8 protein-coding genes are annotated in these 13,795 nt (G+C 33.7%); 6 read left to right on the forward strand and 2 right to left on the reverse strand.

The annotated features are described in order from the left end of the window. Positions 1-120: 120 nt before the first annotated feature. The 6 genes from HND39_07450 to HND39_07475 all read left to right on the forward strand — a co-directional run bounded on the left by HND39_07450 (position 121) and on the right by HND39_07475 (position 11,022). Entirely contained in the window at positions 121-987 is an 867-nt protein-coding gene (locus HND39_07450) for an HAD family hydrolase (protein ID QKJ96134.1), read from the forward strand. Beyond that, positions 980-3,181, forward strand: a complete 2,202-nt coding sequence (locus HND39_07455) for an HDIG domain-containing protein (GenBank protein QKJ96135.1) — start codon at positions 980-982, stop codon at positions 3,179-3,181. Before HND39_07450 ends, HND39_07455 begins: the two co-directional genes overlap by 8 nt. Next, positions 3,181-4,071, forward strand: coding sequence for a site-specific tyrosine recombinase XerD (xerD, locus tag HND39_07460; protein QKJ96136.1), 891 nt, complete (start codon positions 3,181-3,183; stop codon positions 4,069-4,071). Before HND39_07455 ends, xerD begins: the two co-directional genes overlap by 1 nt. A 150-nt stretch (positions 4,072-4,221) precedes the next feature. Next, complete coding sequence (locus HND39_07465; GenBank protein QKJ96137.1) at positions 4,222-6,468, forward strand: T9SS type A sorting domain-containing protein; 2,247 nt, start codon at positions 4,222-4,224, stop codon at positions 6,466-6,468. A 2,205-nt stretch (positions 6,469-8,673) separates the two neighbouring features. Next, positions 8,674-9,804, forward strand: coding sequence for a T9SS type A sorting domain-containing protein (locus HND39_07470; protein QKJ97920.1), 1,131 nt, complete (start codon positions 8,674-8,676; stop codon positions 9,802-9,804). 189 nt (positions 9,805-9,993) lie between these two features. Further along, entirely contained in the window at positions 9,994-11,022 is a 1,029-nt protein-coding gene (locus tag HND39_07475; GenBank protein ID QKJ96138.1) for a hypothetical protein, read from the forward strand. Here HND39_07475 and HND39_07480 read toward each other — a convergent pair whose 3' ends face one another. Together HND39_07480 and HND39_07485 are read right to left on the reverse strand one after the other, a co-directional pair. Then, positions 11,023-11,880 carry a glycosyltransferase family 2 protein gene (locus HND39_07480; GenBank protein ID QKJ96139.1) on the reverse strand — a complete coding sequence of 286 codons (858 nt, stop codon included), beginning with the start codon at positions 11,878-11,880 and terminating at the stop codon, positions 11,023-11,025. It lies immediately after the preceding gene. Then, entirely contained in the window at positions 11,877-13,706 is a 1,830-nt protein-coding gene (locus HND39_07485; protein QKJ96140.1) for an ABC transporter ATP-binding protein, read from the reverse strand. Before HND39_07485 ends, HND39_07480 begins: the two co-directional genes overlap by 4 nt. Positions 13,707-13,795: the final 89 nt, after the last annotated feature.

Here is a 13,795-nt window from a genome sequence, read left to right on the forward strand (position 1 = left end):
AGGGTTGATTATCTCTAACTATAAGTAATAGTGGTATTTTGAAGAGTAATTCAAATTTTATTTGAGTGAAAAATTTTCCCGGGTGTTCATTATAGACGCTATTGAAAAAGGGTTCGGTTATTGTTGAAAGAAATTGACATTACATCTCTGAAAAATTTAAAGCTTATCGTATCAGATATTGACGGAACTCTTTTGAATGATAATGGGGAAATAGGATCTGAAAGTAAAAAATTAATCCGGGAGCTGATGAAGGAAAATGTAATCATCTCACTGGCAACAGGCAGACTTCATTCTGCAACGATAGAGATTGCAAAACAACTTTCGCTGAACGGATATATTATATCGCTTGATGGTGCTCTGATAAAAAGTTATATCAGTGATAAAAGAATATTTGAATCATACCTTAAAAAACGACACTTACAAAAAGCCATCAAGCTATCGGAAGAATTGCTTATTAATATTGCACTTTGTCATGGAGACACTATTTATTATACGGAAAATAATTCTATATTACCTTCACTGCTCAGCAAGTATGGTGCGATCTATACGAAAGTAGGTTCTTATTCAGATTACATTGCAGATACGCTTGAAATTGTCTGTTCAAGCGATATAAAAAATTCAATTAAAAGAATGGAAAATAAATTCAGATTTCCGAATACAATTGGCTGCAGCACTTCATATTTTCGAAGTAAGAAAAATGAAAATATTTTTTATCTTGAGATCAGAAAAGCAGGCTGTTCAAAAGGAAAAGCGTTTCGCAGATTGTTGAGGCATTTATCGCTGAAGCATCAACAGGCAGCAGTTTTAGGTGATTGGTACAATGATCTGCCGATGTTTCAAACAAATGGAATTAAAGCAGCAGTTGCAAATGCAATCCCTGAATTAATTAGTGCTGCAGATTTCATAACAACCAGGTCAAATAATGATGATGGAACTGCTGAGTTTTTTGAGATGGTTTTAAAATCGAAGAGAGATAAAAATGGATAATCCCGGAAATAAAAAAAGTGGAAAAGGGTTGTTCACAAAATTCTTATTGGGTTTTGTAACAATAATTTTAATCGTAATTATGTTTCCCAAAGGTGAGTCTATCGAATTTGAAGTCTCCGAAGGTGCTATCTGGTTGTATGATGATCTGATTGCACCATTCAGCTTTCCGATAAAAAAAAGTGATGAAGTTTATAGCAAAGAAGTCAATGCTGCAAAAAGAAGTGTTTATCCGGTGTTCCTGGATGAAAGCACAAACAAACAAAAAAGTATAGAAACGTTAAAGAATTACAATGCTTATTTGATAAAAGCAATAGATGAAAGCATTGAAACCAAATCAACAGTTGTTACAAATCCAACGTTCCTCAGCACCCCTTCATTTTTAATTCTTCAAAATCTGAGAATAAAAGAAAGAAATCTGATCCGGTCAGGTAATCAATTGAAAAATTTTTTTAATGCTGCTGTTGACGCACTCTCTTCGATCTATGTAACAGGAGTACTTAGCATAGATACAGGCACTCAATTAAGAGACAGTATTGCTCTGAGAAAGGGAAACTTTGATACGATTGAACCTATCAGCGAATATTTATTTCTTGATCAGGTAAAGAAAGAAATCGCTGAGAGAGTTGAAAGAACAGAATTTACTGAAGAAATAAAAACCGCGTTGCTGGAATACACAACACACTTTCTGCTGCCGACCATCGTGTTCAGCAGCGAGCTGACCGATGAGGAAACAACCCAGGCTCAAAACAACGTTTCCCGGTATTCCGGAATTGTGAATGAAAATGAAAGAATAATAGCAAAGCATGATCGTATTACAAAAGACATTAAACTAAAAATTGAATCTTATAAAGAAGCCAAGGGTGATCTGATTGGTCAGGGTGCGTCGATACTCCAGTCAGTTGGAAAATTTTTTCATATTGGATTAATTCTATCGCTGCTAGTTACCTATTTATATCTGTTCAGGAAAAAAATATTTTATGATAATCAAAAGCTGCTGATGTTTGTCATAATAATTCTATTTGTTTCGTTCGTTACATTCCTTATCAACCAGGTAAAAGTTCAGGCACCACTTCAATATATGATTTTTATCCCCGCTGCGTCGATGCTGCTTACAATTATGTTTGATTCAAGAATCGGGTTTTATTCCACTGTAATTATGACTTTAATAACGGGTGCTTTAAGGGGAAATGATTATACTTTTATGACTATGAATCTGATAGCAGGCGGCATTGCAGTTTATTCGGTTCGTGATATTAAAAACCGATCACAAATATTCAGATCGTTTCTTTTCATTTTACTTGGATACATACTTTCAATCTTTGCATTCGGGTTTGAGAGGTTTGCTACTGTAGATAATATGCTTATTGAATCAGCGTTTGCTGCTACAAATGCTTTGATTAGTCCTGTTCTCACTTATGGTTTATTAATTTTCTTTGAAAGATTTTTCAAAATAACAACAGACCTTACATTGCTCGAGTTATCGAATTTTGACAGACCATTATTAAAAGAACTTGCCCGAAAGGCACCCGGAACTTTCAATCATTCTATGACGATGGGAACCCTGGCAGAAGCTGCTGCAGAAAAAATCGGGGCAAACCCATTACTTGCAAGAATTGGTGCGTACTATCACGATGTAGGAAAAACAATTTCACCTCAGAATTTTGTGGAGAACCAATTGAATAACCAGAACGTTCATGAAAATCTGACACCCGAAGAAAGTGTAAGTATGATAGTTCAACACGTTAATGAAGGAATTGAACTTGCAAAAGAGAATAAACTTCCAAAGGAGATAATTGATTTTATCCCGATGCACCACGGGCGGATGGTTATGAGTTATTTCTATGAACGCGCTAAAAAGATTTATGGTGAGGAAAAAGTAAAAGTTGATGACTTCCGATATCCAGGTCCGAAACCGAACACAAAAGAAACCGCTATTGTTATGCTTGCAGACGGATGTGAATCCGCTGTCAGGTCAATCGAGAATCCGGATCCAACAAAAGTCGAGAATGTTATTGATAGTATATTTAAATCGAGGATTGATGATAGGCAGCTTGAAGATTCTCCTGTCAATTTCAGAGATATAAAAATTATGAAAGAAGAATTCCTTAATATACTTCTCGGACAGCATCACCGGAGAATAAAATACCCGAAGCAGGAAGAAGCAGAAAAAGGAATTCAAACTGAAAACAAATAATGGATGTTTTTTTAAGAGAATACCTGGCATCACTGAAACTAGAAAGAAATCTTTCCGAAAATACAATCGCATCCTATAAAAATGACCTCACGTCGTTACTGAACTTTTTGAATGATTCAGGAGTTGATGATCCTTCGCAGATAAATTCAAAAATGCTGAATGACTTTTTTATTTTATTGACTAAACTCGGATTGAGCAGCAGGTCATCTGCAAGATATTATTCATCGTTGAAAGGTTTCTTCGGCTATCTAATTGCAAGCAGTTACATTGAAGCAAATCCGATGGAAAAAATATCCGCACCGAAAGTGAGTAAAGGATTACCGAACGTTCTAAACATCAATGAAATTGAAGCGATACTTTCCCAGCCGGATACGAGTAAAAAACTTGGATTGAGAGATAAAGCACTTCTCGAAACATTTTATGCCTGCGGACTTCGTGTTTCCGAGCTTATTAATCTTAAAATATCAGATCTTTTTTTGAATGAAGAGATGATAAGAGTTTTTGGCAAAGGCTCGAAGGAAAGGTTTGTACCGATTGGCTCTTCTGCTATTAACTGGATTACCGAATATCTGAAAAACAGCAGACCATTGCTTGAGAAGAAAGCAAAAAGTCAGCACGTTTTATTTTTGAACAGCAGGGGAACGAAACTATCACGAATGGGGGTCTGGAAAATTGTTGACAGCAATGCAAAGTTAGCGGGAATAAAAAAAGAAGTTCATCCGCATACGTTCAGACATTCATTTGCAACTCACTTGCTTGAAGGTGGTGCTGATCTGCGTGCTGTTCAGGAAATGCTTGGTCACGTTGATATTTCCACAACGCAGATTTATACTCATATTGACAGAGATTATATAAAACAGGTTCACAAAGATTATCATCCGAGGGGTTAAAATTATTTTATAGAAAATCTGTGAAAACAAGAATTCGAAAAAAATTAACACTGTCCAATTTTTACATTCTAAAATCTATTTATTATGTTTCATCTGAAATTTATTTTAATGAAAACCTAATGTTTATTTATGTGAAATAAGGTAAAACAAATGATACCGGAAATTTTGAAAATTAGGAAAAGAACGCTACGTATTTGGTTGATTTTAATCTTATCTAATTCATCATTCCTCCTTTCTCAACCGCAAAATATTACAACACCAATGAATGAAGGAGTTACTCCTGAAAGAGATTTTAGTTACTACAAGAATTTGTATTCTGAGTTTAACTTAAATCAATCAGTTGACAGCAACTTAACACAACTAAGCCATTTTGCAATCGGGCCCTGTATGGATGTAGTAGTTGAAGGTAATTTGGCTTACGCTGGCAATGGAGGATACTTTCAGGTTATAAATATAAGTAATCCTTCTGAACCAATAGTGTTGGGTGAAGTCTTATTGCCTGAAGGAATTGTTTATGATATCGAAATTAATGGAAGTTATGCTTACCTCCTTGCACCATTTACAGTTATTGATATTACAGATCCATATAACCCAGAAATTATTTTTTTTGAATTAATTAGTGGTGGTTTGGATGAAATTTATATTCAAGGAAATCATGCTTACCTGGGAGGATTCTCATCGATTAGTATAGTGGATATTGAAGACCCCCACAATCCTGATGTGTTAGGTTACGCTGGAACATCGGGGGAGATGGTAAATTCAATTGCCATTTATGATAACTATTTATATGCAACAACATACGATGGTTTAGTGATTGATATTTTTGATATTACTGATAAAAACAACCCTGTCTGGGTTAATGGTAAATTTATTGGATATGTTGGAGGAGGTTTATTCGTTAAAGATACACTGTTATATGCAGGCTGCCTTTCTCAACCCCAATTTAGAATTTATAATATTTCTAACCCTTTAAACCCAAATTTATTAACAGGTTTGAAGTTTGAGGATGTGCCCATTGAAATATCAGTTAAAGATACAATTGCATTTGCTTCTTTGTATACTAAAGGGTTTTCTATAATTAATATAACAAATAATAATCCTGTAGAGATTGAGCATATAAATACAAATTATTCTCCATTTACTTTTAATCATTCAGTTGGTGAAAATAATCTTCTAATTTCTTTCTATTCAGGTTTTGATATTGTAAATATTGAGAATATTGACTCAACATTTTATTTGGGGTCATTTTTTACATCAGATTTTATCACAAGGATTGATAAAATAAATAATTTATTATATAGCGCTTCTTATTATGGCGGATTAAAAATTATTGACTATTCTAACCCTGTAAAATTGAAAGTCATTGGACAATATCAGGATAAATCAGCTTATAAAGATTTAGAAGTAAGTGATAGTATAACCTACGTTCTAACCGATCATTCCTTAGTTATTATAAATACAAAAAATCCTTTAAATCCATTTTTTATCTCGGAGTTAGAGTTTAATAAATCATTTAGGGATGCGGGAGCATTGCTTTTAATTGATACAATTCTAATAGCTTCAATGGATAAAGATTATTTTGGTATTATTAATATTGAAGATCCCTATGTACCTGCCTTAATTGACAGCTTTTCAGCAATAGGATTTATTATGGATTTAGGATTTAAGGATGGAATTTTATTTAGTTCTGAAAAACATATGGGGACACAACTTTATGATTTAAAAACTAAGCCACCTATTAATATTACTTCTCTTACAGAAGGATTATCACTTTCTCTATTAATAAAAAACAATCTGTTATTTTGTTTTATGGGTGGACTTTATATATATAATATAGAAAATCCATCATCACCATTATTAATAAAAAATTATTTCCCTTTCAGTTCGGGAATTGGGTCAGCTGACATAACCATAATAAATGATTTTTTATTTTTAGGATTAAGCAGGAATTTAGAAGCAATAAATATTTCTGATTCAACTGATCCATACTTAGAAGGATATATAAGAGAAGTTGATGTCTCTGCTGTAGCCGCATCTGGCAATCTGGTTTTTGTGGGAAACAGAAGCAGAGGAATAATTGTGTATAAGGCAGATTTTATAACTTCGATTGAAAATGAAATTTTTACATCACTATCGGAATTAACTTTTTTCCAGAACTATCCAAATCCATTTAACAGCAGTACAAATATCTCCTATTATTTGCCTCAATCAGGAACTGTTACATTAAAAGTTTTTGATATACTTGGCAGGGAAATAGAAACTTTGGTTGATGAATATCAATTTGAAGGGAGAAGAGAAATACAATTCAACTCCCCAAAATTAGCTTCAGGAGTTTATTTCTTACAATTGAGCACTGAAATGGGTGTAATTAATAAAAAAATTATATTAACGAAGTAAGTAATAAAGGTAATTAAATTTTAATCACTTCAATAACAGGAGGAAAAAATGAAAAAAATTATCTTTTTAATTATGTTATTTATTTCCTTTAATAATTTTTGTCAAACTTATAAGGTTGACAATATTAATATTACAAACAATTCTGAGGAACAATACGAAACTGCTATCGCAGTCAATCCGAACAACCCAAATCATTTGTTTGCTACGTGGATGGATTTTAGCGATGGTGTTAATAATAAACCAGGGTATGGGATCTCAACAGATGGAGGAATAACTTGGTCCAATAATTTAATACCTCTTCCTACAGGTTTAACAAGAGGGGCTGATCCTTCATGTATATTTGACTTAAATAACAACTTGTATTATTCTTATATGGCTTATATTCCAAGTAGATTCCCTTATGTTGCAAATTCAACAAACAACGGTATTGATTGGAATAACATAGAGGTTAGTAATCACTCTTATATTGATAAACCGTATATATCTTTTGATCCTGAAATTAATAGATTTTATTTAGCATACATATTATTAACAGGTGAGTCAAATGAAGTTTATTTTACCTACTCAGACAATGCTTCAAATTGGCAAGGTTTACAAAAACTTGATGAAGTTTTAGATAATTATTTATTACCGGAATTTATTAATGAATATACATCGTTCTCATATTTTGCTGGGACAGTACCTGCTGTTTCCCCCAATGGCGATGTTTATGTAGTATGGCTTCAAGGTGAACAGTATAATGATTCCGGTAGTTCAATAAGAATCCGAAGATCAACTGATAATGGGATAAGTTTTGAACCTTTAATTATTGCAGCACCAAATATTAGAGTCTCCACCAATCAAAAATTTGGAGCACTTAGAAATTATAGTAATCCGACCATTGCATTTAAACCAGATGGAGACATATGCATAGTTTTTGTTCAAAAAGATATTGGTGAAGATTTAAACATCTATTATATTATTTCTGAAGATGATGGAGAAAATTGGACTAGCCCTGAAATTGCTACTGAGTTGACTTCGGGACATCAGCTTTTTCCATGGTTAAGTACAGATTCTAATGGGAACATTCACTTGGCTTATTACAACCTTGAAGATTGGGAATTAAATGTCTATGTATCAGAATTATTTAAAGATGAAAATTCATTTTATTTACATGATTATAAAATTACTAATTTTACCAATTCCATAAGTGACCCAAGAAATTGTAATCTTTGCAGTAATAATGATTATTTAGGTATTACATCTAGTGTAGGAAACAGAGTGTTCCCAATTTGGACTGATTATAGAGATAATAATCCAGAAGTTTACATTGCAAAATATGAAAGTGATTTAAGATTTGCTTATGAAAATAAATCACTAGATCATACCGCAACATCTTTAAACGGTCAAAGAAAATTAGTGAAAGACAATGCTGGAAATTATCACATCGTATTTACTTCAGGTGGAGAAATTTTTTATCGTAAAAGTACTAATAACGGAAATAGCTGGCAGGCACCTGTTCGTTTAAGCGATGGCACCGGTGAAAATAAATTTCCAAGTATAACCACAATGGATAACTATTTATACATAACCTGGCAGCAATACTTAGGTTTAGACGGGAGTCAGCATAAATACAAAATTAAAGGAATGTATACGTCAATGACAGGCTGGTCTCCAATGACAATTAATGATGATGAAGTATATTTTTCTTCTCCAACAGATCCTCTGCCAGTAATAGTTGCTGCTGAAAATATTGATAATAATTATTCAAGCACTGATGGTTTACCTGAAGTTATGATCGCCTATAGAAACTCCGATGGAATATATCATATAAACTTATTCGCCTGGACACCTGATTCTCAAATTTATTATTATAGTCAACAGGGTTCAGTTCATAAAATACCTAATACTTCGACAGGGTACAGGAACTCGAGCATAACTGTAAACGGGCTTGGGGAGATATTGCTTACGTGTGATTATATGGGCAACATTTATGCTTTTTTAACGGCAGGAGGAAGTTGGTCTGCTATCTCATCTTCAATTTTTCAGTCTGCATATATTTCAAGCAGTACGAAAAGTTCTGTTACAAGCGATGCATTGAATTACTTTCATATCTCCTGGCAAGGAGAGAATTGGGTATATCAAACAAACTCAATACTTCATAAAAGAATATCAACATCCGGTGGGATTGGAACACCAATTACAGAATTCAGAAATAATCAGTATATGAGTTTTCAGCCGTCAACATTTGGACACCTTGATACAAACGGAGGTGTTACACTTTATTGGTATACTGGTGATGACCTGGATATTAAGAAAGTTATTAATGACGGCACACGGTGGGATCATTCGTCTACTGAGTTTATTCCTTCTATACAGACAAATGCAAGATTTGTTAACTCCATTGATAAAGATTTACCATATGATTTTGCTTATTTCTGGACTTCTGCGGGTGATGCACCATACGATTGTAATACTTGTATCGGTTGTGAAGAAAATCAGGATGATTTTGGAGACGCCGATTCACTTGAGACGTTCAGGCGAGCAGAATTCAGTAACTCAGCACTTGACGCCATTCTCTCTTTGCAGCTCGGTAATTTTCAATTAAAAGACATTAACAATAACAGTTATCCTCTGGAACCAGAAGAACTTGATGCAAACTTTACTTTTCAGAATTTTAGTGATGTGCTTAACGTTTTATTCAGTGATTCTATTCCGCGGTCAAATTTGTATAAAAAAATCGCATTTGAGTACGAAGCTGTAATAAAGAACTTGTCTAAAATAAAAGCAATCAATACAAACGATGTTTCCTTAAAATTAAAATTAATTGACAGAACAACAGGAAATACTTTATATACTTCTGATTCTTATACACTTCCATTGGATTCAATAAAAAGAACAATATCAGGTAACCTGACAATCCCATTTAATAGGTTAAATCAGCGGTACGATTTAAGTGTTAAATTGATACTTGAAGGTGTTGCTGAAGAATATTTCAATCAAACTGAAAACATAAATCTGGTGAATACATATTTATCTTGTAGTGAGTATTTAGGTAAGGAAAACAAAACGAAAAATAATATTAGTCCTTTGACTGATTATAAATTGGAGCAGAATTACCCAAATCCTTTTAATCCTAGCACTCAAATCAAATATTCTATTGCTAATAATGGTTTTGTTGCAATGAAAATATATGATATTCTTGGAAGGGAAGTTGAAGTGCTTGTTAATGAAGAAAAACCAGAAGGCACATATACAATAAATTTTAATGCCAGTCATCTATCGAGCGGTATATACTTTTATCAAGTGAAAACAAATAATTTTATTGACACAAAGAAGATGATCCTGCTAAGATAATTCTTCGAAGATAGTACCACTAAAAGAGTATTTTCCTTTAGCAGTGACAAGCGGTCGGGCAAAACAACCCGGCCTTTTTTATTAGTCTCGCAGAAAATAATTTGTTCAAAAAATATAACACATCAATTCTTTAAACAGCACTTTTATTATTTTTAATATACTTAAACCAGAAATTGAGCTAATAATCTGATGGCTTTATTCTATATAAAAATATCATTAACAGTTCTTTTACTTATTCTTATTACTTCCTGCAAAGACGCAGGCAAAACGGAACAGCAAACCGGCACAACTGGAATTTCAGATACTTTAACTTCAAACGACCATAAAAATTTTCTATTTTTAACTGAGTGGTTCGATAAAGTTGGTGTTAATCAATATGATTTGAGAAAGAAAAAATACAAACCTGTTTGGTGGCACCCTCGTGAAAATGTTGTTATGCTGATTTATAAACCCGGGAATTTCGCGGCATATTTTCTTACTGCAGATAAAATTATAAATACTGAAAATATTCCTTCGTTCAGCGGATTAAAGCTGTTTATAATTTCAAACGATCTTTCCGAGATAAAACAAATTGATGATATCGGAGATGGCGTTCAGTTCACAGCACGATGGAATGATGATGAAAACCTGGAGTTAATATTTACTGCTGTGGATAAAACAATCGCAAATTATGTTAATCAATACACAAAAGTTTTTGACCATTACGGCAAGCTGGTTGACAGTGAGATCAGGACAATTGACATTCTTAAAAACGGTTTCCCTCAAATATTACCACCTGGAAATTCAAGTTTATCTCCGTCCGGGAAATTTGGAGTTTCATTCAAACAAGACACTGTATTTTTAAAAAAAGCGGACGGCGATTCACTTGAATTTATCTCAGTGATGAAGCACAAACTGAATAAACTCAACTGGAGCGAGGATGAAAAGTATTTATTCATCTCAACACTTGATCTGCAAAATGAAACGGTTAAAACTAAAAATCCCGAAACCTCAGAATTATTTATCTACTCGATGGAAGCAGATTCATTAATTGGTGCATTCAGCGGGGCAGGGCTTAAGAACTTTATCAGCCTGAATGATTTGCTGATTTTTGATGATGGGTTTGATAACAGTTCTGTGATAAACATTTTCAATCTGGATAAAAATAAAGTTATAGATATTATTAAACCCAGACAGGGATGCGGTCTTGTAACGATGCCACTACTGGCAGACAAATAACTACTTTTGAAAGTTTAATATTTTTTTAAGTCTCTTCGTGAGTGGGAAAAGAAAAACCAGGATTCTCCTGATCCAATCAGGTCGCTGCTGATCGAGCTTTGCATCAAATTCCCAGTTAGTCATTTCAATTCGGGTTTTCATTACTTCAGGATGAGTACCTTTAAACTTTATCAGATTTCCGAGGTCATCAAATTTAAGCGAAGTAAGTGGAGATTGGTTTATTTCTTCGTCTGTGTGATAAAGTTTGTGAAAGTCTTTTCTTTTCATCATCATTGTATCCGGTGGTCTGACCCAACCGTAATGATATATTTCAGCATCTATGTCAACAGAATTTATTGATGAGCCGACTTTATGTTTAAAGTTCGTTGCATCGCCCCACGACACAATATCTTTGTTAAGTTTGATGACCCGGCTTTCTTTGAAATACCAATTTCTGTAGTTATCCTGAACGTAATCATAGCTTCCGTAGAAATGTTTGTATCTGAATCGTAATCCTTCAACATTATCGTTACTGAAATATTTCTTCATAGCGATCATTACTGTATCAAGATACTTTTCGTGGAGAATTTCATCTGCCTGGATATAAACTCCCCAATCACCAGAACATTCTGTTAAAGCTGCATTTGTTTCAACAGATAATAACTTTCCCCCTTCGCGCAATGTCATATCCCATGTTCTGCTGATTATTTTGATCTTGTTACTATCAATCGATTTTACTGCTTCAAAAGTTTTATCTTCAGAGTCACCGACATTTACAATCAGCTCGTCACACAGCGGAAGAATACTTAGAATAGCTTCACGGAAAGGATAAAAATACTTTATACCATTTCTTATTATTGTGAAACCGCTTACTTTCATTTTTCGTTGAGTTTGAACTGCATATAATAGAGTTTGTGATAAAGACCGTTCCTTAATAAAAGTTCCTCGTGTGCGCCCTCTTCAACAATTTCGCCGTCGCTGATCACAATAATTTTATTTGCTTTTTGAATAGTAGATAATCTGTGTGCAATAACGATTGAAGTTCTTCCTTTCATTAATCTTTCAATTGCCTGCTGAACCAACACTTCAGATTCTGTATCAAGAGATGAAGTTGCCTCATCAAGTATTAATATCGGAGGATTTTTTAACAATGCACGCGCAATGGAAAGGCGTTGTCTTTCTCCACCAGATAATTTGGTTCCGCGATCACCAATAACCGTTTCATAACCGTCTTTCAACGGTTGAATAAAATTATCTGCATTAGCAGCTTTTGCAGCTTCAATTATTCGATCCATCGGAACGTCTTGTAATCCATAAGCGATGTTATTTCTTATTGTGTCATTGAATAATATTGTTTCCTGAGTAACAACACCAATAAAAGAGCGAAGCGATTTCATTGAGATATTTCTAATATCTATATCGTCAATCAGTACTTGCCCGCCTGTAACATCATAAAAGCGCGGGATAAGATCAACGAGGCTGGATTTTCCGGCTCCGCTGGGCCCAACTATTGCCAAAACTTCTCCTTTATTTATTTCCACATTGATGTTACTAAGCACTAAATCACTTTTTTCATATTTGAAACTAACGTTCTGAAATTGAATTTTCTTATTAAAAGATTTTAATTCAACAGCATTTGGAGCGTCAACTATTTTTGGAGTTGTATCAAGAATTGAAAAAACTCTCTCTGATGCAGCAATACCTTCCTGTATGCTGTTAAAAACCTGTCCAATCAGTTTTATTGAAGGCATCATCTGGAAAAATATTCCAAGGAATACAAAGAATGCACCCGGAGTCATATCGCTTTTGCCCTGCACAATCTGGCTGCCAATAAAGTAAAGTATTATTGATATAGTTATAACTCCAAGAGTTTCTGTTATTGGAGAAGCAAGAGCTCTTCTTCTTACTAGAGTTGTAAGCAGGTTAAAATATTTTTTTTCTTCTTCACGAAATCTTTCTACTTCATATTGTTCCATCCCAAAGGCTTTTACAATTCTCATCGCACCAAAAGTTTCATCGAGTATCGAAGTGATTTCTGCAATTCTTTCCTGTGATCTGATGCTTTTTCTTTTCAATGAGTCGCTTATTTTAGCAAGTATAAATCCTGTAACAGGAAGTAATGCAAAAATCAGTAATGTCAACTGCCAGTTGAAAATAAAAAGTACAGCAGAAAAAATTATGATGAGCGGAGGATCCCGGAAAATACTATTTATTACCGCTATCATTGAATCTTTTATTATCTGGACGTCATTAATTATTCTTGAAATTAATATCCCCTTTTTCTCTTCCGTGAAATAACCGAGAGATAATTTGTGAAAGTGAGTATATAGCTGGAGCCTGATATCTCTTATTATTCCCTGCTCAACGAAAGACATAAACCATGTCTGCAAATATGAAAAGAGATTTTTAAGCAGGAAGACGAGAATTATCAGGACGCATAAATATGTAACGAGTTCAATTTTTGAGTATGATTGAACAAACTGATTCAATTGATATGAGAGCCACTCCTTGATATTGACGATACTGAAACTGACTTCGGTACTTAGTTTGTCAGGTGATTGATTAAATAACAGATCTATAAACGGCATAACAAGACCGATTGAAGCAAGACTGAAAATAACAAATAGCAGCATGAAAAAATTTGCAGCAGCGAGAGGTTTGATGTACGGCTTAAGATATTTAAAGAATCGCCAAAAAACTTTCATTTGATACAACTAATAATAATCTTGTGTGAAAAGATAGTCACTAAAATTTAATTATTTAATCTTTTTAATTTAGCAGGGTAAATATATTA

Source organism: Ignavibacteriota bacterium (assembly GCA_013285405.1).
Taxonomy (GTDB): Bacteria; Bacteroidota; Ignavibacteria; order Ignavibacteriales; family Ignavibacteriaceae; genus IGN2.